At 70.0% G+C, this 24,941-nt stretch carries 21 protein-coding genes and 2 tRNA genes; 10 read left to right on the top strand and 13 right to left on the bottom strand.

What is annotated here, in order from left to right; translation table 11 throughout:
• Positions 1–3: 3 nt before the first annotated feature.
• The 4 genes from glxA to ACZ7M7_RS06575 all read right to left on the bottom strand — a co-directional run bounded on the left by glxA (position 4) and on the right by ACZ7M7_RS06575 (position 5,117).
• The gene (glxA, locus tag ACZ7M7_RS06590; protein ID WP_472113358.1) at positions 4–1,941 is read right to left on the bottom strand and encodes a radical copper oxidase GlxA; all 1,938 of its coding nucleotides are present in this window, start codon (positions 1,939–1,941) and stop codon (positions 4–6) included.
• A complete protein-coding gene (locus ACZ7M7_RS06585; protein WP_472113355.1) occupies positions 1,938–3,935 on the bottom strand; it encodes a glycosyltransferase family 2 protein in 1,998 nt (665 codons plus the stop codon). The genes glxA and ACZ7M7_RS06585 overlap by 4 nt, the downstream gene beginning before the upstream one ends.
• Positions 3,936–4,260: 325 nt before the next feature.
• Positions 4,261–4,977: a FadR/GntR family transcriptional regulator gene (locus ACZ7M7_RS06580; RefSeq protein ID WP_328427438.1), complete on the bottom strand. Its 717-nt coding sequence runs from the start codon at positions 4,975–4,977 to the stop codon at positions 4,261–4,263.
• 66 nt (positions 4,978–5,043) lie between these two features.
• Positions 5,044–5,117, bottom strand: a tRNA-Lys gene (locus ACZ7M7_RS06575).
• Between the two features lie 183 nt (positions 5,118–5,300).
• On the opposite strand from ACZ7M7_RS06575, the gene ACZ7M7_RS06570 reads away from it, so the two are divergent.
• From ACZ7M7_RS06570 to ACZ7M7_RS06550, 5 genes are all read left to right on the top strand, one after another.
• Complete coding sequence (locus ACZ7M7_RS06570; RefSeq protein WP_472113352.1) at positions 5,301–6,752, top strand: peptidoglycan-binding protein; 1,452 nt, start codon at positions 5,301–5,303, stop codon at positions 6,750–6,752.
• Between the two features lie 57 nt (positions 6,753–6,809).
• Positions 6,810–7,949 carry an SPFH domain-containing protein gene (locus ACZ7M7_RS06565; RefSeq protein ID WP_472113349.1) on the top strand — a complete coding sequence of 380 codons (1,140 nt, stop codon included), beginning with the start codon at positions 6,810–6,812 and terminating at the stop codon, positions 7,947–7,949.
• 147 nt (positions 7,950–8,096) lie between these two features.
• Positions 8,097–8,702: a lytic polysaccharide monooxygenase auxiliary activity family 9 protein gene (locus ACZ7M7_RS06560; RefSeq protein ID WP_383608986.1), complete on the top strand. Its 606-nt coding sequence runs from the start codon at positions 8,097–8,099 to the stop codon at positions 8,700–8,702.
• 91 nt (positions 8,703–8,793) lie between these two features.
• The gene (locus ACZ7M7_RS06555) at positions 8,794–9,261 is read left to right on the top strand and encodes a hypothetical protein (protein ID WP_472113346.1); all 468 of its coding nucleotides are present in this window, start codon (positions 8,794–8,796) and stop codon (positions 9,259–9,261) included.
• A gap of 40 nt (positions 9,262–9,301) precedes the next feature.
• Entirely contained in the window at positions 9,302–10,954 is a 1,653-nt protein-coding gene (locus ACZ7M7_RS06550; RefSeq protein WP_472113343.1) for a long-chain-fatty-acid--CoA ligase, read from the top strand.
• On the opposite strand, the gene ACZ7M7_RS06545 is transcribed toward ACZ7M7_RS06550, so the two are convergent.
• The 6 genes from ACZ7M7_RS06545 to ehuB all read right to left on the bottom strand — a co-directional run bounded on the left by ACZ7M7_RS06545 (position 10,920) and on the right by ehuB (position 15,128).
• Positions 10,920–10,993, bottom strand: a tRNA-Lys gene (locus tag ACZ7M7_RS06545). The genes ACZ7M7_RS06550 and ACZ7M7_RS06545 overlap by 35 nt on opposite strands.
• A gap of 120 nt (positions 10,994–11,113) precedes the next feature.
• Positions 11,114–11,872 carry an IclR family transcriptional regulator gene (locus tag ACZ7M7_RS06540; protein ID WP_383608993.1) on the bottom strand — a complete coding sequence of 253 codons (759 nt, stop codon included), beginning with the start codon at positions 11,870–11,872 and terminating at the stop codon, positions 11,114–11,116.
• Positions 11,873–12,045: 173 nt separating this feature from the next.
• Positions 12,046–12,822, bottom strand: a complete 777-nt coding sequence (ehuA, locus tag ACZ7M7_RS06535; protein WP_383608996.1) for an ectoine/hydroxyectoine ABC transporter ATP-binding protein EhuA — start codon at positions 12,820–12,822, stop codon at positions 12,046–12,048.
• Between the two features lie 10 nt (positions 12,823–12,832).
• Complete coding sequence (gene ehuD / locus ACZ7M7_RS06530; RefSeq protein ID WP_472113339.1) at positions 12,833–13,483, bottom strand: ectoine/hydroxyectoine ABC transporter permease subunit EhuD; 651 nt, start codon at positions 13,481–13,483, stop codon at positions 12,833–12,835.
• A complete protein-coding gene (gene ehuC, locus ACZ7M7_RS06525; protein ID WP_383609001.1) occupies positions 13,483–14,202 on the bottom strand; it encodes an ectoine/hydroxyectoine ABC transporter permease subunit EhuC in 720 nt (239 codons plus the stop codon). Before ehuC ends, ehuD begins: the two co-directional genes overlap by 1 nt.
• The gene (gene ehuB, locus ACZ7M7_RS06520; protein WP_472113336.1) at positions 14,199–15,128 is read right to left on the bottom strand and encodes an ectoine/hydroxyectoine ABC transporter substrate-binding protein EhuB; all 930 of its coding nucleotides are present in this window, start codon (positions 15,126–15,128) and stop codon (positions 14,199–14,201) included. Before ehuB ends, ehuC begins: the two co-directional genes overlap by 4 nt.
• A 47-nt stretch (positions 15,129–15,175) precedes the next feature.
• Here ehuB and ACZ7M7_RS06515 point away from each other — a divergent pair, with 47 nt between their 5' ends.
• Entirely contained in the window at positions 15,176–15,673 is a 498-nt protein-coding gene (locus ACZ7M7_RS06515) for a DUF3830 family protein (protein WP_383609007.1), read from the top strand.
• 48 nt (positions 15,674–15,721) lie between these two features.
• Here ACZ7M7_RS06515 and ACZ7M7_RS06510 read toward each other — a convergent pair whose 3' ends face one another.
• Both ACZ7M7_RS06510 and ACZ7M7_RS06505 read right to left on the bottom strand, forming a co-directional pair.
• Complete coding sequence (locus tag ACZ7M7_RS06510; protein ID WP_383631037.1) at positions 15,722–17,122, bottom strand: amidase; 1,401 nt, start codon at positions 17,120–17,122, stop codon at positions 15,722–15,724.
• A 23-nt stretch (positions 17,123–17,145) separates the two neighbouring features.
• Positions 17,146–18,141, bottom strand: coding sequence for a D-2-hydroxyacid dehydrogenase (locus ACZ7M7_RS06505; protein ID WP_472113332.1), 996 nt, complete (start codon positions 18,139–18,141; stop codon positions 17,146–17,148).
• 183 nt (positions 18,142–18,324) lie between these two features.
• On the opposite strand from ACZ7M7_RS06505, the gene ACZ7M7_RS06500 reads away from it, so the two are divergent.
• The 3 genes from ACZ7M7_RS06500 (at position 18,325) to ACZ7M7_RS06490 (ending at position 21,195) form a co-directional block, all read left to right on the top strand.
• On the top strand, positions 18,325–19,116 hold the full coding sequence (locus ACZ7M7_RS06500) for a maleate cis-trans isomerase family protein (protein ID WP_472113969.1): 792 nt from the start codon (positions 18,325–18,327) through the stop codon (positions 19,114–19,116).
• A 26-nt stretch (positions 19,117–19,142) separates the two neighbouring features.
• The gene (locus tag ACZ7M7_RS06495) at positions 19,143–19,874 is read left to right on the top strand and encodes a maleate cis-trans isomerase family protein (RefSeq protein WP_383631043.1); all 732 of its coding nucleotides are present in this window, start codon (positions 19,143–19,145) and stop codon (positions 19,872–19,874) included.
• A 211-nt stretch (positions 19,875–20,085) separates the two neighbouring features.
• Entirely contained in the window at positions 20,086–21,195 is a 1,110-nt protein-coding gene (locus tag ACZ7M7_RS06490) for an LLM class flavin-dependent oxidoreductase (RefSeq protein ID WP_472113329.1), read from the top strand.
• Positions 21,196–21,204: 9 nt separating this feature from the next.
• Here ACZ7M7_RS06490 and ACZ7M7_RS06485 read toward each other — a convergent pair whose 3' ends face one another.
• The gene (locus tag ACZ7M7_RS06485; RefSeq protein WP_472113326.1) at positions 21,205–23,076 is read right to left on the bottom strand and encodes a sensor domain-containing protein; all 1,872 of its coding nucleotides are present in this window, start codon (positions 23,074–23,076) and stop codon (positions 21,205–21,207) included.
• Positions 23,077–23,417: 341 nt separating this feature from the next.
• On the opposite strand from ACZ7M7_RS06485, the gene ACZ7M7_RS06480 reads away from it, so the two are divergent.
• Positions 23,418–24,830 (top strand): M6 family metalloprotease domain-containing protein, encoded by a 1,413-nt coding sequence (locus ACZ7M7_RS06480; RefSeq protein ID WP_472113323.1) that lies wholly within the window; start codon positions 23,418–23,420, stop codon positions 24,828–24,830.
• Positions 24,831–24,941 lie beyond the last annotated feature (111 nt).

The following is a 24,941-nucleotide window of genomic DNA, read 5'->3' as shown; positions in this document are numbered from 1 at the left end:
CCGCTAAGGGACCCTGACCCACTGCGCCTTGCTCGGCGTGCCCTGGTCGTCCGTCACGAACAGCATGTACCAGCCGGACGGAACCAGATTCCGGTTCGTCGGCACATCCACCGTGATCTTGTCACCGGACTTCTTGAAGTCCAGCTTCACCGACCGCTGGTCCACGTCCGTGACATGCGTCGACGCGCTCGGCCGCATCAGCCGTGCGTTCTCGATGGACGAGGCGTGCTGCGAGGTGAACGTGCCCGTCCCGCCCCGCTTGATGGTCTGCGGACCACCCGACAGCGACGGCTGCGCGTCCCGGTACAGATACGGCGGCGTGTAGATCTCGATCCGCTGCTCGAACTTGCCCGGCTTGGTGTTGGCCTTGTCGGCGTACAACGAGTCCGAGCCGAAGAACATCACACGGCCGTCGGGCAGCAGGATCGACCCCGAGTGGTAGTTCCGGCCCACCAGCGGGTCGGCGACCCGGTCGAGGGACGTCGCCCCGGGGCGGTAGAGGTGCGCCTGGAGGATGTTGGAGTCGCCGCGGCCCCGGTAGTCCTCGGAGCCACCCGACACCAGCACGGTGTCGTCCGGCAGCACCGAGGCCTGCGGATACCGCGTGCCCTTCTCCAGCGAAGGCCCGTCCACGAACTTCGGACTGTCGGCCTGCAGGTCGATCAGCCGCGTCTTCTCGCTCGCCTCCTTGGACTCACCGACGCCACCGCCGCCGATCACCATGTACTTCTCGTCCTGCGCGGGCGGCAGCAGCACCGTGCCGGAGGTCTCCAGCAGCTTGGGGTCGCTCAGCCCGGGCAGCTTGTTGAACTTGTTGGTGTCGACGTCCCAGACGCCGGGGTCGCGGCCCACGTCGTCGGGACCGTAGCCCGCGTTCGAACCCGAGTAGAAGATCTTGCCGTTCTCCAGCGGGAACAGCGCCGGGTACGTCGGGAACTGCCGGACCTTCGTCAGGTACGTCCACTTCTTGGTCTTCGGGTCGTACACCTCGTTCTTGCCCGGCACCAGCTGGCCGATGTCGTCGAGGCCGGAGACGCTGAGGATCTTGCCGTCGCTCAGGGTGGTGAGCGTCGGGTACCAGCGGGCCTCGTGCATCGGGTCGACCTTGATGTACTTCTCGGCGACCGGGTCGAACTCAAAGGCGTCCCGGATTCCCTGGAAGTCCTTCTTGTCCAGGGCGAGCTTCTGCGCGATGCCGTACGTGTTACGCGTGTCGGTGCCGGACAGGCCCTGGACACGGTAGTTGTCCTGGGTGCCGGTCTCGTACTTCGCGCCCTTCTTCTGCGCCTCGACGTAGATCCGGCCCAGGCCGGGGTCGTTGCGCAGGAACTCGCCGGTCGCCTTGTCGAAGACCTTCTTCGCGCGCGGCACCAGCACCGGGTCCTTGGAGACGAACGTCTTGCCGTTCTCCTTGCCGGTGAACTTGGTGCCCGCGGGCAGCGTGATCGGCTCGTCCGGATTCTCGTTGTGGACGATCATCAGGCCGCCGGCCTTGGTGACGTCACCCTTGAGCTTCTCGTACCGCTTCGTACCGCCGGCGATCAGCAGGTTGCCGTTGGACAGCTGGGTGTGGCCCGTGCAGAACAGGTCGTTCGGCGTCGGCACCTTCTTGATCGTGCCCTTGACCGGGTCCCAGATCCGGGTGTCGTACTTCTTCGCGTCGAAGTTGTCCTGATTGTTGCCCGAGCCCGCGATCAGCAGCACCTTGCCGGTGTGCAGGAGCGCCGCGTGGATCGTGTTCTGGCGGTACTCCTCGGGGAAATCGACGATCTCCCACTTGCCGTTCTCGGCTTTGTACTCGGGTCTGTTGATTTGGTACTGGTGGTATTTCTCGGTGCCGACGCGATAAAGCCACGGCCCGTTCATTCCGGCCAGCGCGAGCACCACCGCCGTACCTATCGCGAGTCGACGGGCGCGGCGGCGGCCTGCACGGTCGTTCATTCCTTACGTCCCCCAAGTCCACCAAGGGCGATCTGCATGGTCTGGTCGGTGCCGCTGCCGGAGGCGGCCCAACTCGGTTTGTGCTGCGGCGCGTGCGCCGCTTGCGGGGCATGGGACGCGTGCTGCGCGGGCAGCGGTTGCGTCTCCGGCTGATACGGCGCGGGCTGGGCCGGCGCGGGCTGCGCCGGGACCGTCGCGGCGGGCTTCTTCTTCTCCTGCCGCAGCATGTAGCGCCACGCGAAGATCGGCGTCGCGGTGATCAGCATGGCGAACGTCGCCCAGATGATCATCGCCGGGTGCGAGTGGCCGTACACGAAACCGGCGGTGATGGAGGCGCCGAAGATCCCGATGAAGTACCAGTGGTACCGGAAGGTTCCGAACCACCTGTCGGGGCTCGCGGAATCGCCCTTGGGCGTGACCACGAACTTGCTCTTCCTGCGCAGCGCGGAGTCGATCAGCGCCTTCGCGTACAGCGGCGCCGACAGCGCGGACATCACCATGCCCGCCACACCGCCGGAGCCCTCGGGCTCGTGCGGCGAAACGTTGTGGCGGCGGTTCCAGACGTACAGGCCGATCTGGAGCGCGGAGGCGTTGCCGTAGAGCATCAGCCAGATCGTCGGGTCGATGTTCACACCCGAGGCGCCCATGCCCAGGAATAGCGCACAGCTCAGCGCCGCCAGGATCCAGTTCATGGCCGACATCGGGTAGAAGATGATCATCATCGTGTAGTTGAAGAGCTTGCTCGGCGGCAGCGAGTACCAGCCCTTCCAGTACTGCTTGAGGATCGTCTCGTACGTCCCTCGCGACCAGCGCATCTGCTGGGTGAAGAAGTCCGTCCAGGCGCTCGGGCCCTCACCGACGGCGAGCACGTCCGGCGTGTAGACCGAGCGCCACTTCTTGCCCGTCGCCGGGTTCTTGTGGCGGTGGATCTCGAAGCCGGTCGCCATGTCCTCGGTGATCGAGTCGTACAGACCGCCGATCTGCTTGAGCGCCTTGATGCGTACGGCGTTCGACGTACCCACGAACATCGGGGCGCCGTAGCGGTTGCCGGCGCGCTGGATGAGGGCGTGGAAGAGGAACTGCTGCGACTCGGCGGCCTTGGTGACGAAGTTGTCGTAGTTGCCGTAGACCTGCGGGCCGATGACGAAGCCGATGTTCGGGTCGCGGAAGAAGCCGAGCATCCGCTCCAGGTAGTTCGGCAGCGGCACGTGGTCGGTGTCGACCGAGGCGAAGAAGTCGTAGTCGTCGCCGTGGGCGTCGAGCCAGGCGTTGTAATTGCCGTGCTTGGTCTTGGCGCGGTGCGGGCCCTTGGCCTGGTTCCACTTGGCGACGCCCTTGCGGGAGAAGTGGTGGACGCCGAGCCGCTTGCAGACCTCCTTGACCTCCGGGTCGTCGCCCTCGTCGAGCAGCCAGATGTGCAGAAGGCCCCGGTGGCGGAGCTTGACGGCCGCCTCCAGGGTCTTCGTCACCATCTCCAGCGGCTCCTTGCCGGGCACGAAGGAGGTCAGGAAGGCCACTCTCGTGCCGGTCTCGGGAACCACCGGGATCGGGTCGCGGGCGACGAGCGTGGCGTGCGCGTTCGACAGCACGTTCATGCAGCGGAAGAACTCGATCAGACCGATCGAGACGAGCATCACGATGTCGAGCGCGGGCAGGAAGTCGAAGGCGGGATAGTCGCGTTCGGTCCAGTGCTCGGGCTGCAGCAGCCAGAAGAGCAGAACCAGCGACAGCAGCGGAGCGGCCGCCAGCATCAGCGCAACTCTGATCCGGTGCGGCTCCTGCGAGATCAGTGAGCGGTACTCGACCCGGTACGGCTTGTTCGGGTCGGGCTGCGTGAGGGGGCCGGCCAGCCGGCTGTAGTGCTCGTAGTCGTACTTCGGCAGCGTCTTCTTGATCCGGCGGAACGCGCCGGTCCGGGTTTGCGAAGGCACCCTTAGCTGGGTGGTCTGAGACGGGTCGAAGTTCTGCCGGGCGCCCGTCGGCGTCGACGTCATGAGTCATCCCCCCACACGCGGGTAACCCCACGTGTCTGTCGGTTCCTTGACGGCTGCTCCAGTCCCCCTCGACCTTCACAGACGTATCAGTGGTGGGCCGCAGTCACCACGTCTTCCACACCTTAGACATGGAACAGCGACCTTCCGGTTGCATCATGCCCCCCTCGGCATGCGGTCATGAACGGGGCCCCTACCCCCCGACGAAAACCGGCAACCGGCTCCTTGCCCCCCAACTGCCGCGTATCCGCAGCATCTTGAAAAACCAATCACCAGAGTTCTACGCCGTTCCGCATGATCGCAAGATGCGAAACGAGGTGTTTACCGGTCATACGCGCTCATTGTGGCACCTGTGGGGGTGTTGTGTACCCGTCGTGGATACCCGTGCACGGATGTTGCCGAAGTGCTCCCGTATGGCTCCCTCTGCTCGTATCGCATCGCCCGACCGCACCGCGTCCACGATCTCCCGGTGCTGCCGGCACGTGACCAGCGGATCCTGCGGGGCACCCCCGAGATCGGTGTGGACGCGGTGGAAGGCGTCCCAGAACGCCTCCATGACCTCGCCCAGCAGCGCGTTGTCCAGCCCCCGGTAGAGGGTGGCGTGAAACGCCCGGTCGGTCTCGGCGATGCCGTCACCGCCGCGCGCGGCCTGCTCCTCCATACGGTCGACGAGCGCATCCAGTTCAATGAGGTCGGCATCCGGGATCCGCCCCGCGAGCCGGGACACCAGCCCCGTCTCCACGGCCTCCCGCAGCTGCACCAGCTGGAGCAGGGTGTCCTCGCCGCGGTAGTGCCCGGCGACCGTGCGGAAGGCGAGGCCCTCGATCATCGGGGCCAGGGACATGGTGCCGACGTAGGTGCCGAAGCCGTGCCGGATCTCGACGATGCCCATCGCCTGCAACCCCTTGAGCGCCTCGCGCACGGAGTTGCGGCTGGCACCCAGATGAGCCATCAGCTCGGGCTCCGTCGGCAGCGGGGCCCCGGAGGCCAGCCGGCGGTCGATGATGAGCTTCTTGATCCGCTCTTGGAGGTCACGCGCTGCCATGGCCAGAGAGTATCCGGCCAAACACGCGAAAAGCCCCCCGCTTGCACGAGGGGCCTTCACTGTCGGTGCGCCGCCAGGGACTCGAACCCCGGACCCGCTGATTAAGAGTCAGCTGCTCTAACCAACTGAGCTAGCGGCGCTTGGTGACGGCGTAACTCTACATGACCTGCGGGGGTGGCCCGGACCGCGCGGACGGGGCGGCCGGGGGCGCCGGGGCGGCCGTAAACCATTCGGACCGTCAACATGCGAGTCCGGAAGACAGTTGTGAGACTGGCGGGGTGTACTGCCGCGGAGATATCCAACCGGAGTGTGAGGGGAATCGCATGGAGACTCGGACTCCGGTATTCGAGGAATTCGATCCTGCGAGTGACTGCGACTGCCCGGGATGCGTTCACTGGAGACGCGTTCTGCCGCATTCCACGACCGGCCGCCACCCGGCCGCCCACCGGGCGCTGATCCTCGCCGCAGCCGCCTCCACGACCCTCGCCGTAGGCCATACGGCCCCGGCCATCGCCGCCCCCCACGTCACCGACCGGCCGGGCGTTCCCGCAGGTGACGAGCCCAATACACCCCAGGGAGCCCGGGCCCCGCTGCACGGCCCGGGCGGCACGCCGGTCACTCCGACGGGCCCGGTCAAGACACCCGCGACCACCCGCGCGGAGATCATCACGCGGGCCAAGAAATGGGTCGCCGCGAAGGTTCCGTACAGCATGTCCAAGTACTGGTCGGACGGATACCGGCAGGACTGCTCGGGCTTCGTCTCGATGGCCTGGAAGCTGCCCGGAAACGAATGGACCGGCAGCCTCCACGAGTACGGCGTACGCATCGCCAAGAAGGACCTGCAGCCCGGCGACATTCTGCTGTTCCACAATCCGGCGAACCCCGAGAAAGGCTCGCACGTCGTCATTTTCGGCGGCTGGACGGACCACACCCACACCTACTACGTGGCCTACGAGTCGACACCGCCGCATGCCCGCCGGAAGACCACCCCGTACGCCTATTCGAGCAACTCCGACCGCTACGTGCCCTACCGCTACAAGGGGCTCAAGAGCGCCACGACGGACACGGAACCGGCCACGGGGAAGCAGGAGACCGCGCAGCCGGCCACCACCACCGAGCCGGCCACCGGGAAGCAGGAGGCCGCCGAGCCGGCCACGACCGAGCCCGCCACCCCCGAGCCGGACACCACCTCCATGCCGGCCACCCCCAACCCCGGAGCCCCGCGGAGCGCGACGGCGTACCCGGGACGGGCGTACTTCGGCCCGGGGGCCAACAACAGGCACGTCGACCGGCTGGGCCGCCTCCTCGTCGAGCGGGGCGCCGGGCGGTACTACACCTCCGGTTCCGGCTCGCGCTGGACGGACGCGGACCGCAGGGCCACGCGGGCGTTCCAGCAGGCGCAGGGCTGGCGCGGCCAGGACGCGGACGGGCTGCCGGGGCCGCAGACGTGGCTGCTGCTGGTGACGGGCAAGGGCAAGGACGTGCCGGGCGGGGAGGTGGGCGCGGCCGGGCCCTTGCAGCCGGCGTCGCACGGGGTGCCGGGCTATCCGGGGCGGGCGATGTTCCGGCCGGGCTCCGACAACGAGTACGTCACCCGGCTCGGCAGGCAGCTGGTGAAGAAGGGGTTCGGCAAGCACTACAAGACCGGGCCGGGACCGCGCTGGGGCGAGGCGGACCGGCGGGGCGTCGAGGCCTTCCAGCGTGCCCAGGGCTGGCGGGGCGGCGCGGCGGACGGCCTTCCGGGGCCGGAGACCTGGCGGCGGCTCTTCTCGTAACGCCGCAATCCGACAACCACTGCTGTGACGCATCTGGCGCGGAGGCTGGAGGCACGCATGACCACGACCACTTCTCACACGCCCGAACCCGAGGGGCTCGCGGGGCTCGAGGGGCCGGCCGACGTGCCTGCCCGTCCCGCGCGGCTGATCCAGAACGAGGTGACCACCGAGATCCCCGTCCATCTGCTGTTCCGCGACGAGGCGGGCCCGGTGTCGGTGCCGCTCAGACCGACGGTCGTGGCGCGCCGGCAGGGCACGGGGGAGCAGCCGCGGCTGCGCCGCCCCATGCAGCCGAAGCCGCGTCCCGCTCCGGAGGTCGACCCCGACCTGGTGGAGCGGCCCGCGCGCGTGCTGCCCGGGGCGGCGGGGGTGCTCGCCGGCGCCTGCGGGGCGGCCGGGTGCCTGGCCACCTCGTGGTGGGCCGGGGTGCTGCCGCAGCTGGCGGTGGAGGCACTGCGGTTGCCGGCGTCCGCGGGGGCCGGGCTGGGGCCGGCGCAGTGGGCGGCGTACGCGGGGGCCGGGGCTCTTGGCTGCGTCGGCCTGGGCGGGCTCGCGCGGGGGCGGACCGGGCGGGCCTGGGTGCTCGGGCTGTTCGGGCGCTATCAGGGGACGGTCCGGCGCACCGGCCTGCTGTGGGTCAACCCGCTGCTGCTGCGCCGCCGGGTCGACGTACGGCTGCGGCACTGGCGCAGTGAGGAGATGCAGGCGGCGGACGGCAACGGGGTCGCGCTGCGGGTGGTCGTCCTGGTGGTGTGGCGGGTGAAGGACACCGCGCGGGCGACGCTCGGGGTGGAGGACCACGAGCTCTACCTGCGCGAGTGCGTCGAGGCGGCGCTCGCCCGGGTGCCGGTGGAGATGCCGGGTGCCACCCGGGGTTCCGCCGAGGTGACCGCGGACGCGTTGACCCGGATGGTGGTGCGGGACGCGAGCATGGTCGGCCTGGAGGTGTTCTCGGTGCGGCCGGTGCGGATGGAGTACGCCCCCGAGGTCGCCGCCGCCATGCACCGCCGCCGTATCGCCGCACTGGACGCGCAGGCCCGGGCGACCATGCTCACCTCGGTCGTCGACTCGGTGGAGGACACGGTGACCACGCTGACCATGCGGGGCCTGGTCGAACTCGACGACTACGAACGCAAGGCGCTGGTCAAGGACTTGACGGTGGCGTTCTGTGCGGGGCGGGGGGAGACGGCCGTCTGACGGCGCGATCGCCACGGCGTGTACCTGACGGCACGTCGAACATGTTCGTCGATTGGTATGGACATGTTCAACAGTCAGCAATAATCTGAGACTTGGTCTAGACCTGCAAGCTCGCCGAACTTCCCCCACGTTCCCAGGAGCAGCAGCATGCGCAGAAAGACCAAGCTGTACGCCGCCGCACTAGGACTCACCACGGCCGGAGCTCTCGTGCTCTCCGCCGGGGGTGCGTCCAGCCACGGCTACACCGACCTCCCCATCAGCCGTCAGAAGCTCTGTCAGAACGGCACCGTGACCAACTGCGGCTCCATCCAGTGGGAGCCGCAGAGCGTCGAGGGCCCCAAGGGCTTCCCGGGCTCCGGCCCGGCCGACGGGTCGATATGCAACGGCGGGCTGGGCCAGTTCAGTCAGCTCAGTGCGCCGAAGACGCCGTCGGGCGGCGCCTGGCCCACCACCAAGGTGACCGGCGGACAGAACTACACCTTCCGCTGGCAGTTCACGGCCATGCACGCCACGACCGACTTCCGGTACTACGTCACCAAGCCGGGCTGGAACCAGAACCACAACCTGTCCCGTTCCGACCTCAACCTCACGCCGTTCTTCACGGTCCCGTACAACGGGCAGCGGCCGCCGTCCACGCTCTCGCACAGTGGCAGGCTGCCGTCCGGGCTGAGCGGCCACCACGTCATCCTCGCGGTGTGGACGATCGCCGACACGAGCAACGCGTTCTACGCCTGCTCGGACGTCACGTTCTGAGGTTCTCTTGAGTCAGCGCCCCGGCCGGCGTGGGTAGATCACTCCCACGCCGGCCGATCGGGGTCGGCGCACCGACCTCGGGGGACGAAGCATGGACGCGATCTTCTACGTCGTACCAGGCCTCATCATGGCCGTGGCCCTCTTCGTGGCGTACCGGGTGGTCCACCGCTCACTGCAGATGCGCAGCGCGTGGAACAGCGGACTGACCGCGCAGGCCCGCTGTCTGCGGTCGTACACGACCGTGAGCGGCGGCCACGGCAACACGTCCGTGCACACCACCCTGCACCATGTGTACGAGTTCGTCGCACGTGACGGCCGCCTCGTCCGGTTCGAGGAGGAGGGCGGGCCGGGCATGCGGGTCGAGGGCGACCTCGTCACCGTCCACTACGCCGAGGGCGCGCAGGTGGTGGCCACGGCCCATGCGCCGGGCCACGCCAGGCAGGCGGCGGCCACCGTCGGCATTCTCGTGTTCCTCGGGGTGGTCGTGGTGTTCTGCGCCGGCTTCATGTCCACCTACTCGGACATGTCCGCGGGCATGGACCCGATGGGCGGCTTCTGACCCTCCACATCTGACGGACCATCAACTACCGTGCGCCGCCATGGAGTCCACTACGGGACGCACGGTCGCGGAGCTCGTGGCGGCGCGGTGGGACGACCACCGGCCGGGGTTGTGGTTCGAGGGCGGGATGCTCACGCAGCACGAGACGGCGGCCGGGGCCGCCGTCCGGGCGGCGCTGCTGGCCGACCTGCTGCCGCCCGGCGTCGAGCCGCACATCGGGGTGCTGCTCGACAACACCCCCGAGTACCCCCTGTGGCTGGGCGCGGCCGCCCTCGCGGGGGCCGCCGTCGCCGGGATCAACCCCACCCGCCGCGGCGCCGAGCTCGCCCGCGACATCCTGCACACCGAGTGCCGGGTGCTGGTCACCGACCGGGCCCACCTGCCCCTCCTGACCGGCCTCGACCTGCCCGGCCTGCGCCTGCTGCTGACAGACTCGGCGGAGTACGGCGCCCTGCTCGCCCCGTACGCCGACGCGCGGCCCGACGCCTCACGTGCCGCCCCGCACGACCGGTTCCTGCTCTACTTCACGTCCGGGTCGACCGGCGCCCCCAAGGCCGCGATCTGCAGCCAGGGACGGCTGGCCGCCGCCGGACGCTCACTGGCCGACCAGTTCCGCGTCCGGCCCGACGACGTGCACTACGTGTGCATGCCGATGTTCCACGGCAACGCCGTGATCGCCGACTGGGCGCCCGCCCTCGTGGCCGGTGCGGGCGTGGCGCTGCGGCGGCGGTTCTCGGCGTCCGGGTTCCTGGCGGACGTACGGGCCTACGGGGCGACGTACTTCACCTACGTCGGCCGGGCGATCCAGTACCTCCTCGCCACCGAGCCGCACCCCGACGACCGGGACAATCCGCTGCGGCTCGGCTTCGGGACGGAGGCGGGGGCGCAGGACGCGGTGGCCTTCGAGCGGCGGTTCGGGGTGCGGCTGGTCGAGGGCTACGGCTCCTCCGAGGGCGGGGCCGCGATCCCGTGGGCGCCCGGGACTCCCCGGGGCGCGGTGGGCCGGGCGGCGCCCGGGCTCGTCGTACTGGACGCGAAGACGCGCAAGGAGTGCCCTCCCGCGGTCTTCGATCCGGCCGGGCGGCTGCTGAACGGCGACGAGGCGATAGGGGAGCTGGTGAACCGGGCGCCGAACCCCTTCGAGGGGTACTGGCGCAATCCCGAGGCGGAGGCCGAGCGGCGGCGGGACGGCTGGTACTGGACCGGCGACCTGTTCTACCGGGACGGTGACGGCTATCTCTACTTCGCCGGCCGCACGGACGACCGGATCCGCGTCGACGGCGAGAACCTGGCCGCCGCGATGATCGAGAACATCCTCGCCCGGTACGAGGGGGCGACGGCCGTAGCCGTGTACGCCGTCCCCGATCCGGTGACCGGGGACCAGGTGATGGCGACGATCGCCGGGACCTTCGATCCGGTGGCCTTCGCGGACTTTCTGGCCGCTCAGCCCGATCTCGGGACCAAGATGGCGCCCCGGTTCGTGCGGGTGGTGGAGCGGATGCCGGTCACGGCCACGAACAAGATTCACCGGGCGGGGCTGCGGAGGGAGGGCGTGCGGTGCGCCGACCCGGTGTGGTGGCGGCCGCCCGGCGAGCAGGCGTATCGGAGCCTGGAAGACGCCGAAGGGCCCCTCGCTCCCACGAGAGGCCCTTCACCGGTGCGCCGCCAGGGACTCGAACCCCGGACCCGCTGATTAAGAGTCAGCTGCTCTAACCAACTGAGCTAGCGGCGCATGACTCGCGCCGACCGCGTTCACTGTGCTCCCGCGGCTGGCGACGGAGAAAATACTACCCGGTCCGCAGGGGTGCTTCTGACCACCCGGACCGGCCCCGGATCACCGGGCCCGCGCGGCCTAGATCGCCAGCGAGAGCAGCACCGGCGCCGCGTTCCGGTTCAGCGCATCCGCCGCCTGGCGCAGCCGGTGGGCGTGCTCGAGCGGGAGCGACAGGGCCAGGCAGCCCACCGACGACCCGGCCGTGATCGGAACCGCTGCGCACACCGTGCCCACCGCGTACTCCTGGAGGTCGAGGTGGGGGACCGTCGGCGGCTGGGACTCCAGACGGGAGAGCAGGACCCGGTCGCTGGTGATCGTGCGCGAGGTGAGGCGGGCCATCTTGTGGCGGGAGAGGTGGTCGCGCCGGCCGTTGTGGTCGAGCTGGCCGAGCAGGCTCTTGCCGATCGCGGTGGCGTGGGCGGAGAAGCGGAAGTCGACCCACTCGTTGACCACGGGGGTGGCCGGCCCCGCCGCGTACTGGTCGATCTTGATCTCGCCGTCGACGTACCGGCTGATGTAGACGGCGGCGCCGACCGAGTCGCGCAGCCGGTCGAGGGTGCGCTGGAGGTTCTCGCGCAGGGCCTGCTCGCGGCCCTGCGCGGAGCCGAGGCGGGCCAGTGCCTCGCCCGTGACGTACGCCCCGTCGGCGACCTGCTCGACGTAGCCCTCGCGGCGCAGCATCAGCAGGAGGCCGGTCAGGCGCTCGGGGTCGATGCCCGTGTGCCGCGCGAGCTCGGCGTCGGTGACTCCGGTGCCGTGCCGCGCCACGGTCTCCAGGACGCGCAGGGCGTCCTGGGCCGAGTGGTACGGCGTCGTCGGCTCGTGCTGCAGCGCCACGGTTCCCCCTGCGGTCGCACGTCGCTTCTCATTGGGCCGGGTTCGTGTCAGCCAATCTCCTTCACGATAACGGGCAAGAGGCTGGTAGTGAGCGGTTGTTGACGAGATTGCGACGCCCTCAACTGCGGTACCAGCACTCTGGCATATGCCCACGTCACGGGCCGGTCGCGAAGTCACAGGACAGCGCTGAGGAACTCCCTCGTGCGGTCGTTCTCCGGGTCGTTGAAGATCTTCTCCGGGCTGCCGGACTCGATCACCCGGCCGGAGTCGAACATCAGGACCTGGTCCGAGATGTCCCGGGCGAAATTCATCTCGTGGGTCACGCAGAGCATGGTGATGTCGGTGGTGCGGGCGATGTCCCGCAGCACGTCGAGGACGCCCGCGACCAGCTCCGGGTCGAGCGCCGAGGTCACCTCGTCGAGCAGCAGCACCTGCGGCCGCATCGCCAGTGCCCGCGCGATCGCCACCCGCTGCTGCTGGCCGCCGGACAGCTGGGTCGGGCGGGCGTCGCACTTGTCGGCGAGGCCGACCAGGTCGAGCAGCTCGCGGGCGCGCGCCTCCGCCTCGTCCTTGGGCAGACCGAGGACGGTGACCGGGGCCTCGGTGATGTTCCGCAGCACGGTCATGTTCGGGAAGAGGTTGAACTGCTGGAAGACCATCCCGATGTTCTTGCGGACCTCGCGGACCTGCTTCTCGGGCGCCGGGAAGAGCTTGTCCCCGGCCACCGTGATGCTGCCCTCGTCCGGCTTGAGCAGGGTCATCAGCAGCCGCAGGATCGTCGTCTTGCCGGAGCCGGACGGGCCGATCAGGGTGACGTGCTTGCCGGACTCGACCGAGAAGTCGAGACCGTCGAGGACCGTGTTGGACCCGAAGCGCTTGGTGACGTGGTCGAAGCGGATCAGTTCGCTGCCGTCCACCGGCGGGTTGGCGCTCGCGTCGGGATCTTTCATGAGAGGGGTGTCAGCGGACAAGGCGTCGCTCCAGGGCTCGTACGAGAAGGGAGGCCGGGTAGGCGATGAGGATGAAGGCCACACCGATGACCGTCAGGGGCTCGGTGAACTGGAAGGTGTCCTGCGCGAACAGCCGCGCCTGGCCGAGCATCTCCATGACCGTGATCGTCATCAGGATGGGTGTGTCCTTGAGCATCGCGATGACGTAGTTGCCGAGTGCCGGCACGACCCGGCGGATCGCCTGCGGGAGGATCACCACCCGCCACGTCCTGGTCACCGGCAGGTTCAGTGCCGTCGCGGCCTCCCACTGGCCGACGGGCACCGCTTCGATGCCGGCCCGGTAGACCTGCATCGTGTACGTCGAGTAGTGCAGCCCGATCGCGACGACGCCGGTGGTCAGCGCCGAGGCGGTGATGCCCCACTCGGGCAGCACGTAGAAGAGGAAGAACAGCTGCACCAGCAGCGGGGTGTTGCGGATGAACTCCGTGACCGCCCCGACCGGCCAGCGCACGAAGCGGCTCGGTGCGCGCATCAGCAGCGCCCACACCAGACCCAGCGCGAACGAGATCAGCGAGCCGAGGGCCAGGATCTGCAGGGTGAGCAGCAGTCCGTCCCAGAAACGCGGCATGAAGTCGGCGACAGCGCCCCAGTCCCAGGTCATCAGAGGGCACCTCCCGCGCCGACGCCGGTCGTTTCAGGACGGTGCAGCTCCTGGTCGGGCGTGCGCCCGACGGACTTGCCGACACCGGCCTTGAGCTTGCGCTCCAGTCCGCGCATCCCCCGCGTGAGCAGGAAGGCGATGACGAAGTAGATCACCAGGATGTACGTGTAGATCTCCGCGCTCTCCTGGAGCGCGAGGCGCACCAGGTTGGCGCTGAAGGCCAGGTCGCCCATGCCCATGACGGACACCAGCGCGGTGCCCTTGAGCAGCTCCACCAGCAGGTTGTTGAAGGAGGGGATCATCTCCGGTATCGCCTGCGGCAGCAGGATCAGCCGCATCCGCTGCCACGGTGTGAAGCTGAGCGCGATGCCGCCCTCACGCTGCGCCGGGTCGACGGAGTTGAGGGCGCCGCGCACGATCTCGGCGCCGTACGCCCCGTAGGTCAGCCCGAGTGCCAGCGTGCCCGCCCACAGGGGCACCAACTGCCAGCCGAAGGCGACCGGCAGCACGAAGAACACCCAGAAGATCATGATCAGGGCGGAGGTCCCGCGGAACACCTCGGTGTAGACGCCCGCGAGGAAGCGGACTATCCACAGCCGGTGCGTGCGGGCCATGCCGACCCCGAAGGCGACCACCGTGGCCACCAGCGTGCTCAGCACGAGCAACTGGACGGTGATCCAGATTCCTTGGAGTACGAGGTCCCAGAGTCCCGAGGTCATCCGCTCTTCCCTCCGCCGCACAGCTCCTTCGCGGTGAGGTCGGTCATCTCGGCCTCGGTGAAGCCGAAGGGCTTGAGGATGCGGAACAGTTCGCCGCTCTTCTTCAGCTTGTGCAGTTCCGCGTTGAAGGCGTCCCGCAGCGTGGTCTCGGTCTGCCGGAACGCGAACGCGCCGCCGTCGACGTGCGGTTTCCCGCCGACGAGGGGTGCGAAGGCCTTGGTGGACTCCGTCTTGGCCGACTTCTTGACGACCTCACGGGTGGTCAGCGCCGTACCGGCGAAGACGTCCACGCGTCCCGCCTCGACCGCGTTCAGCCCCGCGACCTGGTCCGGGACGATGAGGATGTCGCTCTCCTTGTACCCCGCCTCGACGGCGTACGCGATCTCGGCATAGCCGGTCCCGGTGGCGAACTTGGCCTTCTTCTCGACGACGTCCTTGTAGGTGTGCAGCCCCATCGGGTTGCCCTTGCGCACGATGAAGGCGTCGAGCATCTGATAGTCGGGGTCGGAGAAGATGACCTGTTCACAGCGCTCGGGATTGACGTACATCCCGGCGGCGACCGCGTCGAACTGCTGGGAGTTCAGCCCGGGGATCAGCGACCCGAACTCGGTGGGCACGGGCTGCACCCGGTCCACGCCGAGCCGCTTGAATATGACCTTCGCCAGCTCGGGCGCCTCACCGGTGAGTTCACCGTTCTTGTCGATGTACCCGAAGGGAATCTCACCCGCGATTCCGAGCCGTACGACACCGGCGGCGCGCAGCCGGTCGAGCAGCTCGCCGCCTTCCTTGGTGGAGGCCGTTGCCACACGCGAGCAGCCCGCCGCGCCCAGCGCGCCGAGCGCCGCCACCCCCGCGAGCAGCGACCGGCGTGTGGTCCCGGATCTGTGTTCGACTTGTGTTCGGACATGTTCCATAGGTGGAGCCATGGCGGCGCGGCTACCCGAGACCATGCGATGTATGCACCCTGGAAAGCATGACTGAACGGTTCATCGAGGTGTCGCTGGTCAAGCGGGGCATCCACTGCACCGCAAAACTCCTGGACGATCGCGCCCCGCTCACCTGCGCGGCCGTCTGGGACGCCCTGCCCCTGACCGGCGACGTCTACCACGCCAAGTACGCCCGCAACGAGATCTACGCCCTCTTCCCGCCCTTCGCGGAAACGGAGCCGCCGCTGGAAAACCCGACAGTCACCCCAATTCCGGGCGATCTATGCTATTTCGCCTTCGCCGGAACGGAACTGGGCACCAAGTCCTACGGCTACGACCGTGAGGTCCGCCCCGGCACGACGCTGGTCGACCTGGCCCTGTTCTACGAGCGCAACAACCTGCTGCTGAACGGCGACGTGGGCTGGGTGCCCGGCATCGTCTGGGGCCAGATCGTGGAGGGCCTGGAGGAGCTGGCACAGGGCTGCAACGACCTGTGGCGGGCAGGAGCGCTGGGAGAGTCGCTGAGGTTCCGGCGCCTCGAGTGACGCGTCGCCCGGGCGCGCCCCTCGAAGTGATCGACACCGGTACGACGGTCAGGTCCCGGAGGGCGTGAGCCCGGCCCAACCGGTCTCGTACAGCGCGTGAGCCGCCCGCAGCACCAGATCGTCCCGGTGCCGGGCGGCCACGAGTTGCAGGCCGATCGGCAGGCCGTCCCCGTCGGTGCCGACGGGGACGGTGGCCGCCGGCTGCTGGGTCAGGTTGAAGGGGTACGTGAACGGCGTCCAGCCCGTCCACCTGCGATGCCCCGAACCCTTCGGGACCTCGGCGCCCGCCTCGAAGGCCGTGAGCGGGACGGTCGGGGTGACGAGGAGGTCGTAGGTGTCGTGGAAGTGGCCCATGCGGCGGCCCAGTTCCATACGGACGTCCACCGCGGCCAGGTAGTCGAGCGCCGTCAGGCGGGCGCCCGTGTCGCAGACCTCCCTGAGGCCCGGGTCGAGCAACTCCCGCTGGTGCGGCCCCAGATGCTGGGTCACCCGGGCGGCCCCGGTGAACCACAGGGTGTGGAAGGCGTCCACCGGGTCGGTGAAGTCGGGGTCGGTCTCCTCGACGTACGCCCCCAGCCCCGCCAGCCGCTGCACCGCCCGCCGTACCGCCGCCGCGACCGCCGGGCGCACCGCCACCTGGCCGCCGAGGGAGGGCGAGTAGGCGACGCGCAGCCCGTGCACACCGCCGGTCAGGCCCGACACGAAGGAACCCGGCGCCGACGGAAGGGCCGACCAGTCGCGGGAGTCGGGCGTGCCGATGACGTCCAGGAGCAGGGCCGCGTCGGCCGCGTCGCGGGTCATCGGCCCGACGTGCGCCAGGGTGCCGAAGGCGCTCGCGGGGTACAGCGGGACGCGGCCGTACGTCGGTTTCAGGCCGAAGATGCCGCAGAACGCCGCCGGGATACGGACACTGCCGCCCCCGTCCGTGCCCAGCGCGAGCGGCCCCGCGCCGAGCGCCACGGCCGCCGCCGCGCCGCCGCTGGAGCCGCCCGCGGTGCGGGTCGGGTCGTACGGGTTGCGGGTCACGCCGGACCGGGGCGAGTCGGTGACGCCCTTCCAGCCGAACTCCGGGGTCGTCGTCTTGCCGAGGAAGACGGCGCCGTGTGCGCGCAGCCGGGCCACGGAGGGGGCGTCCTCGTCCCAGCTCCCCGTCTCGGAGATGGTTTTCGAGCCCTTCAGTGTCGGTCCGCCGCGCATCAGCAGGATGTCCTTCACGGTGACCGGAACCCCGTCGAGCAGCCCGGCCGGTTCGCCGCGCCGCCAGCGGTCCGCCGACGCGCCGGCCTGCGCGAGCGCCTCCTCGGCGGTCAGGCGCACGAAGGCGTTGACCTCCGGCTGGATCCGTTCGGCCCGCTCCAGGGTCGCGCGGGTGGCGTCGACGGGGCTGAACTCTCCTTTGCGGTAGCCGTCGAGGAGTTGTACGGCGGTCAGTTCGGTGAGATCCGTCATGCGTCGCCCTCCAGCCGTAGACATCAGCGTCCGGGTACGTACCCACGCCGCTTGTCGACCACGTTCAGCAGCGGTCTGCCCGCCTCCCACCGCTCGTACAACTCCACGAACTGAAGACCGAGTTCATCCCGCCAGCCGATCGTGTCCCCGCTCATGTGCGGCGAGACGATCAGGTTCGGGACCTGCCACAACGGGCTCTCGGGGGTGAGGGGTTCATGCTCGAAGACGTCGAGCGCGGCCCCCGCGATCCAGCGCTTGGCGAGGGCCTCGGCCAGCGCGTCCTCCACCACCAGCTGCCCGCGCCCGACGTTGATGAACCGGGCGGAGGGCTGCATGACGCCGAAGCGGCGGGCGTCGAACATGCCGTGCGTCCGGTCGGTGAGCGGCGCGGCCGCGATCACCCAGTCGGCGCGGGCGATCAGCCGGTCGAGGTCGTCGGGGCCGTGGATGCCGGTGCGCGGGGTCCGGCCGACCAGCGCAGTGGTGATGTCGAGAGCCTTGAGCGTGCGGGCGATCGCACGGCCGATGGGGCCGGTCCCGACCACGCACGCGCGCGTGCCGGCGACCCGCTGCCCCTCCCGGTGCCGCCACTCCCGGGCGGCCTGCAGTGCCAGGGTTCTGGGCAGATCCTTCGCCATCGCCAGCACCAGCGCGGCGACGTACTCGGCGATCGGCTGGTCGAAGATTCCACGCGCGTTGGTGACCAGGGTGTCGGACTCGGTGAGCTCCGGGCACATCAGATGGTCCACCCCCGCGCTGGCCGTGTGCACCCAGCGCGGCCGGGGTCCCTCACCCGGCCACGCGTGCCGTACGGCGTGGGAGCTGAAGTCCCAGACCAGCAGCACGTCGGCGTGCGGCAGCCGCTCGGCGAGGGTCGACTCGTCCGCGTGCTCGACGCGGGCGCGACCGGTGAGGCGGCCGAGGCGGGGGAGGGGCTCGGCGTCGAGGACGAGGAGTGTCGGCGGGGTGCCGGAGCGGGGGTCGGAGGCGGGTGTCGGACCGGGCGTGGGTGCCGTCATACGGGGTCGTCTCTCCGGGGGTCTGCGGGGGGCGATTCTCGGAGTTCTGCTGGATCGGATGGCCGTCTGACATGCGAGGTTTGACCACGCTCGCACCCGAACCTACCTTCGTCAACACGGGCGTGCGTACGGTCCGTTGCTCACCTGTTTCTCGTAGTGAGGGCGGTGCCTGCAATGAGCTCCCTGGACATCTCCTTCCTCGGCGGACCTCGACCCCAGCGTGGGGTCGGAGTCGTCGCCCCCTTCGACTTCGCGCTGGACCGGGAACTCTGGCGCTGGGTGCCGGACGAGGTCTCGCTGCACCTGACCCGAACACCGTTCGTCCCGGTCGAGGTCAGCCTCGACCTGGCCCGTCTGGTCAGCGAGCACGAGACGCTGAGCGAGGGCGTGCGCACCCTGAACGCGATTGCCCCCGAGGTCATCGCCTACGCCTGCACCTCCGGCAGTTTCGTCGGCGGCATCGCGGGCGAGCGGGCGATGTGCGAGGCGATGACCCGGGCGGGCGCGGTGCCTTCCATCACCACGTCCGGCGCGCTCCTGGAGGCGCTGGCCGAGCTCGGCGTACGGCGGGTGGCGCTCGTGACGCCGTACACCGTGTCGGTGACGCGGGCGCTGGAGGAGTACGTCGCGGAGGCCGGGACCGTGGTCACGGGGTGCGCGTTCATGGGTCTGACCCGGCACATCTGGAAGGTGCCGTACCGCGATGTGGCCGACATGGCCCGCCAGGCCGTACGTCATGCCGCCGACGCCCTCTTCATCAGCTGCACCAACCTCCCCACCTACGACGTGATCCCCCAGCTGGAGGCGGAGCTGCGCATCCCGGTGCTCTCGGCCAACCAGGTGACCATGTGGGCTGCGCTGCGCCGACTGGGTACCCGAGCGGTGGGGCCGTATCAGGCGCTGATCGATCCGGCGGCGCGTGGCGGTGCGGTACATCCGGAAGTACCGGATGTACCAGAGCAGGAACAGCAATAGGAGCAGCAAGCAGCAGGAAGGCTGACATGACGGCACTCGGATTCCTCTACCCGGGCCATTCCGCCGAGGACGACTACCCACGCATCGAGCAGTTGATCGCCAGCGACATCCGGCTCGACCTGGTGCACACCGACATCGGCGAGGACGCGCACCGGGTGGACGCGCTGCTGCGGATGGGCTCGGCCGAGCGGCTAGCGGCGGGCGTGGAGGCGCTGCGGCTGACGGGCGCCGAGGCCGTCGTGTGGGCGTGCACGAGCGGCAGCTTCGTCTACGGCTGGGAGGGCGCCCACGAGCAGGTGCGCACCCTGGCGGTCGCGGCGGGCATGCCGGCGTCGTCGACGTCCTTCGCCTTCGCGCACGCGGTACGCGAGCTCGGGGTGCGGCGGGTGGCGATCGGCGCGACGTACCCCGACGACGTGGCGGGTCTCTTCTCGGACTTCCTGCGTGCCGCGGAGGTGGAGGTGGTGTCGGTCCGAGGGGCCGGCATCATCACGGCGGCGGAGGTCGGCACCTGGGGCGAGAAGGAGGTGCTCGCCCTGGCGAAGGAGGCCGACCACCCCGACGCCGAGGCGGTCCTCCTCCCGGACACGGCCCTCCACACCGCCTCCCACATCCCGGCGCTGGAGCAGCACCTCTCCAAGCCGGTCCTCACCGCCAACCAGGTCACGGTCTGGGAGGCCCTGCGGCTCACGGCCCGCCGCGTGAACGCCCCGGCCCTGGGCACACTGTTCACCAGGGAGCCGATCGTGCAGGTCTAGCGCCCTTCCCGCCCACCCCGGACCCCGCCTCCGGCCGGCATGATCCAGCCCGTCCGGCGTTCGAGGACGAGGCCGTTCAGGCCGGCAGCGGGGGTCCGGGGGCGGCAGCCCCCAGGGACGGGAAGGGGCGGCGGGGGCGAGGGAATAAACCGGAGCCACCCTCCTGTTATCGCCGGACGGACACCGCACGGCACAACCGCAGGAGGCACACGTGGCGGCAGACGAGACCCGGGGCCCGGCAGACGAGATCCGGGGCACAACACAGGGCACCGCCCCCGTCCCCCTCTCCGTACTGGACCTGGTCACGGTCAGCTCCGGCCACACGGCCACCGAAGCCCTGCGCACCAGCGTCGAGCTGTCCCGCCTCGCGGAGGCCCGGGGCTTCCACCGCTACTGGGTCGCCGAACACCACTCCATGCCGGGCGTGGCCTCGTCGTCCCCCGCGGTGATCCTCGCCCACCTGGCCGCCCACACCACGCGCATCCGCCTCGGCTCAGGCGGCGTGATGCTGCCGAACCACGCCCCGCTGATCATCGCGGAGCAGTTCGGCACCCTGGAGGCCATGGCCCCCGGCCGCATCGACCTCGGCCTCGGCCGGGCCCCCGGCACAGACGGTGCCACCGCAGCCGCCCTGCGCCGCACCGACCACCTCAACGAGGGCGCCGACGACTTCCCCGAGCAGCTCGCGGAGCTCACCCGCTTCCTCGACGACGACTTCCCGGACCGCCACCCCTACCGCCGCATCCACGCCGTCCCCGGCCCCGTCCAGGCGACGTCACCCGGCGGCGTCCAGTCCCCGCACCGCCCCCCGATCTGGCTGCTCGGCTCCTCCGGCTTCAGCGCCCGCCTCGCCGCCGTCCTCGGCCTGCCCTTCGCCTTCGCGCACCACTTCTCGGCCCGGAACACCATCCCGGCCCTGGACCTGTACCGAGAGTCCTTCCAGCCCTCGGCCGTACTCGACCGCCCGTACGCCCTCATCGGCGTCTCCGCGCTCGCCACCGACGAGGAGAAGGAGGCCCGCCGCCAGGTCGAGGCCGCCGCCCTCGGCATGGTCCGCCTGCGCACCGGCCGCCCCGGCCTCATCCCCGCGCCGGAGGAGGCCGAGGCCTACGAATTCACCCCGATGGAGCGCGAGTTCGCCGACTCCTGGAACGCCAACGTCATCCACGGCACCTCCGACGAGGTGCGCGCCGGCCTCGACGACATCCAGAAGCGCACCGGCGCCGACGAGTTGATGATCACGAGCAATGCGCCCGGCATGGACATCCGCCTGCGCTCGTACGAACTCATCGCGGACGCCTACGGGTTGCCGACCGCCTGACCCGATCCGCTACACCCGCACACCCAGCAACTCGGAGATACGATCCGGCGACACCGGCCGCGAGTACAGCCACCCCTGGCCGGTGTCGCAGCCGATCCGCTGCAGCCGTGAGGCCTGGGCCAGCGTCTCCACGCACTCCGCGGTGACCGTCAGGCCCAGCCGGTGGGCCAGCTGGATCATCGCCTCGACCACGACCTCGTCGGCCGGGTTCGGCGGAACGGCCGCGCTGTTGTCGCTCTCGTACTGGAAGCCCCGTACGAAGGAGCCGTCCAGCTTCAGGACGGAGACCGGCAGCCGGCTGAGGTACGCGAGGTTCGAGTAGCCCGTGCCGAAGTCGTCGATCGCGATGCGTACGCCCATGTCGCTGAGGGCCTGCAGGTCCTGGAGCGGTCGTCCCGCCGAGCCCATGACCGCCGACTCGGTCAGCTCCAACTGGAGCAGATGCGGGGCGAGTCCGGTCTCGTCGAGGATCCGGGCCACGTCCGCGACCAGGTCGGAGTCCCAGACCTGGCGGACGGCCACGTTCACGCTCACGAAGATGGGCGGCTCGTCGGGGTGGGCCTCCTGCCAGGACTGCGCCTGGCGGCAGGCGGTCTCCAGGATCCAGCGGCCGAGCGGCACGATCGAACCGTCCTCCTCGGCCAGTCCGATGAACCGATTCGGCGCCAGTATGCCGAACTGAGGATGATTCCAGCGGACAAGCGCCTCGACACCGCGCAGCCGGCCGTCGTCCATGCTCACCAGCGGCTGGTACTCCAGGGCGAACTCGCCGCGCTCGATGGCCGGCCGGAGTGTGGAGGCGAGGGCCTGGCGGGTCATGCGGTGGGCGTTGCGTTCGGGGTCGAAGAGCGTCCAGCGGTCCTTGCCGTCGGCCTTCGCCCAGTACAGCGTCGTGTCGGCGGCCTGCATCAGGGCGGTGGGGGTGGTGCCGGCCGCGTGGCGTTCCACGACGCCGATCGAGGCGGACACCGACAGGCGCCGGCCGGAGATGTCGAAGGGGGCGCGCAGCGATTCGAGCACCGACTCGGCGAGGTCGGCCAGTTGCTCGGTGCCCGTCGAGTCCTCGACGAGCAGGGCGAATTCGTCACCGCCGAGCCGGGCCACCAGGGGTGGGATCGACCTGGTATGTCCCGCCTCCTCGGCGCAGTGCGTCAGCCGCTCGGCGACGGCGGCCAGCAGCTTGTCGCCGACACGGTGGCCGAGGGTGTCGTTGATCGCCTTGAAACCGTCAAGGTCCAGGTAGCACAGGCCGATTCGGCCGGTGGTGCCGCTCTCGTCGTACGACTCCACCTCCAGCGCGGCCGTCAACCGCTCGAAGAACAGGGTGCGGTTGGGCAGCCGGGTCACGAGGTCGTGCATCTGCAAGTGCCGCAGCCGCGCCTGGAGTTCGCGCTGCGAGCTGATGTCGGCGACGGACAGCAGGACACCGCCGGGCTCCGCACCGGGCAGGGGCGCGACCGTCACCTGCGCCCACAGGGAGCTTCCGTCCGGGTGCTTGATACGGCGCGTACAGCTCAGTTCGGCCTGCCGGCCGCGCAGCACCTCGCGGTAGGTGTGCCAGGTGCGGGCGTCGGAGGCGAGGTCCACCAGATCGGCGGCGACCGTCCCGGGCAGGTCCTCGGGGGTCGTGCCGAGCAGGCCGGCGAAGGACGGGTTGGCGCCGGTCACGAGGCCTTCGCGGTCGACCACGGCCATCGCCAGGGGGGCGGCGCTGAAGGCGGCGGAGGCGGCGGGGTGGGGTGGCGCCGCCGTACCGGGGGATGGCTGTTGGTTACTCTCTGTCACGGCTGCCCCGATGAGGTCTGCCGCGGGCGTCGGCCCTTCGGACGTTCCGCTCACCGCTCGCTCCCGCAGTGCACTCGTTCTTCGGATGGGTCTCATCGGAATGGCCGGCCGGGTGAAGGGGGGTCCCCCCTGCTCGAGCGAAGTCGAGCCCTGGGGGCGGCCACCGGGCCGTGTCCGTGCAGGAAAGTGTCAGGAAAGTGTGCCGATCATAGAGGCTGGCCCGAGGGCCTTCCACCTACTGTTCAGTGTTCCCGCGTGACGCGCGCTTCTGACAGATCGTTTCTGCCCGCACGTGGACGGCTTCTTAGGACCCCCGACCAGTTGTGACGTTCCGTGAGCGATTCGGGGGTGTCGGTTCTGACGATCCCTCGTCCCTCTCACCCGTCTGGTGCAGCTGAACAGGACGTAGTACGACAATCCGACACAGGCTGGGTGCGGTGTCCCGCGAACCGCTCCCGGAGGTCCACGTGCCGCGTCAGTTCCCCCTGCTCCGTGGGATGGGCCTGCTGCGGGACCGGCCCCGACTGCGCAGCACCGCCGCGGTGTTCACCACGATGTCCGCGCTCGCCGCGACCGCCCTGTTCGCCGGCCCCTCGATCGCCGAACCGTTCGATCCCGCGCCGTGTGCCCTCAAGCGCACCGCGGCCCACCACTCCGAGGGCCTGGACACCTGGAACGCCGCCTATCCGCGCCCGACCCGCGAACTCGACGCGGTCATGGTTTTCCTGTCCTTCCCGGACTCGGCACCCCTGACGACACCCGCCGAACTGACGGCCGACCACTTCCCGGCCACCACCCGCTTCTTCGAACGCGCTTCCTACGGCAGATTCACCCTGCGCCCGCATCCGCTCCGGCACTGGCTCCGCATGCCGCGCCCGTCGACGGCGTACGCCATACAGCGTGACTGGCGCGTCACCGACCGGGCCGCCTATCTGCGTGACGCGCTCGCCGTGGCGGACCGGGCGGTGGACTTCTCCCGCTACGACATCGTCTACTTCGTCGCCGACCCGGACGCGCCCGGTGTCGACTCCGATGCCACGAAGGTCGTCAACCTGGACACCCCGCTGCGGGCCGACGGCACCGACATCCGGCGCGTCGTCACGGTGTTCGAGAACCATCCGCCGGACCGGCTGGTCCTCGCCCATGAGACCGGCCATGTCTTCGACCTGCCGGACCTGTACCACCGCCCGGTGGACGGCAAGGGTGACTGGGACACGTACGTCGGTGACTGGGACCTGATGGGCAGCCAGTTCGGCATGGCACCGGATCTGTTCGGCTGGCACAAGTGGAAGCTGGGGTGGCTGGAGCCGCGGCAGGTGGTGTGCGTGCAGGGGCAGGGCGCCGGCTCCACGCGGCTGACGCTGGAGCCGCTGTCGGCGGGGCCGGGGGTCCCGGCGCAGACGGGAGCGGCCGGGTCGCCCGGCCCGTACGGAGCGGTCGGCGTGTTCGGAGGGGCGTACGGCGGTTCCTACGGCAGTTCGCCCGGTGCCGCCGTCCCGGGCTTCGGGCTGGGCCGCGGCATCAAGCTCGCCGTCGTCCCCACCGGGCCGGAGAGCGCCCTCGCCTTCGAGGTGCGCGGCTCCGTGGGCAACGACGTGCAGGGTTGCCGGCAGGGAGTGCTGGTGTATCGGGTGCGCAGCGAGACCGAGTCCGGGGGAGGGCCGGTCGAGGTGATCGACGCCCATCCGCACAGTGAGGCCTGCTGGGAGGAGTCCGTGTATCCGCCGCTCGCGGATGCGCCGGTGGGGCTCGGCGAGAACTTCACGGTGCGGGAGGAGGGCGTGCGGGTGGATGTGGAGGGGCGGACGGCTGCGGGGGCGTGGACGGTGAAGATCACGGCGGTCAGGTAGCGCGTGCGCCGAGTGCGGGGTCGCGTGGCGGGCCGGATGTGCGCCGGGGCGGTACGGGCACGCCTGGTGCCCGGTGGTGTGCCGGGGCGGTAGCAGTGCGTGCCGGGGGCC

Source organism: Streptomyces sp. NPDC111606 (assembly GCF_055656945.1).
This window is presented reverse-complemented; position numbering and strand designations above follow the sequence as displayed.

What these genes read in the sequence shown, in the direction of transcription:
- ehuB (WP_472113336.1), bottom strand. Translation starts at nt 15,128, where the DNA reads ATGGCTCCACCTATGGAACATGTCCGAACACAAGTCGAACACAGATCC.
- ACZ7M7_RS06550 (WP_472113343.1), top strand. Translation starts at nt 9,302, where the DNA reads ATGGAGTCCACTACGGGACGCACGGTCGCGGAGCTCGTGGCGGCGCGG.
- ACZ7M7_RS06555 (WP_472113346.1), top strand. Translation starts at nt 8,794, where the DNA reads ATGGACGCGATCTTCTACGTCGTACCAGGCCTCATCATGGCCGTGGCC.
- ehuA (WP_383608996.1), bottom strand. Translation starts at nt 12,822, where the DNA reads ATGAAAGATCCCGACGCGAGCGCCAACCCGCCGGTGGACGGCAGCGAA.
- glxA (WP_472113358.1), bottom strand. Translation starts at nt 1,941, where the DNA reads ATGAACGACCGTGCAGGCCGCCGCCGCGCCCGTCGACTCGCGATAGGT.
- ACZ7M7_RS06510 (WP_383631037.1), bottom strand. Translation starts at nt 17,122, where the DNA reads ATGACGGATCTCACCGAACTGACCGCCGTACAACTCCTCGACGGCTAC.
- ACZ7M7_RS06580 (WP_328427438.1), bottom strand. Translation starts at nt 4,977, where the DNA reads ATGGCAGCGCGTGACCTCCAAGAGCGGATCAAGAAGCTCATCATCGAC.
- ACZ7M7_RS06585 (WP_472113355.1), bottom strand. Translation starts at nt 3,935, where the DNA reads ATGACGTCGACGCCGACGGGCGCCCGGCAGAACTTCGACCCGTCTCAG.
- ACZ7M7_RS06565 (WP_472113349.1), top strand. Translation starts at nt 6,810, where the DNA reads ATGACCACGACCACTTCTCACACGCCCGAACCCGAGGGGCTCGCGGGG.
- ACZ7M7_RS06495 (WP_383631043.1), top strand. Translation starts at nt 19,143, where the DNA reads ATGACGGCACTCGGATTCCTCTACCCGGGCCATTCCGCCGAGGACGAC.
- ehuD (WP_472113339.1), bottom strand. Translation starts at nt 13,483, where the DNA reads ATGACCTGGGACTGGGGCGCTGTCGCCGACTTCATGCCGCGTTTCTGG.
- ehuC (WP_383609001.1), bottom strand. Translation starts at nt 14,202, where the DNA reads ATGACCTCGGGACTCTGGGACCTCGTACTCCAAGGAATCTGGATCACC.
- ACZ7M7_RS06515 (WP_383609007.1), top strand. Translation starts at nt 15,176, where the DNA reads ATGACTGAACGGTTCATCGAGGTGTCGCTGGTCAAGCGGGGCATCCAC.
- ACZ7M7_RS06570 (WP_472113352.1), top strand. Translation starts at nt 5,301, where the DNA reads ATGGAGACTCGGACTCCGGTATTCGAGGAATTCGATCCTGCGAGTGAC.
- ACZ7M7_RS06485 (WP_472113326.1), bottom strand. Translation starts at nt 23,076, where the DNA reads ATGAGACCCATCCGAAGAACGAGTGCACTGCGGGAGCGAGCGGTGAGC.
- ACZ7M7_RS06560 (WP_383608986.1), top strand. Translation starts at nt 8,097, where the DNA reads ATGCGCAGAAAGACCAAGCTGTACGCCGCCGCACTAGGACTCACCACG.
- ACZ7M7_RS06505 (WP_472113332.1), bottom strand. Translation starts at nt 18,141, where the DNA reads ATGACGGCACCCACGCCCGGTCCGACACCCGCCTCCGACCCCCGCTCC.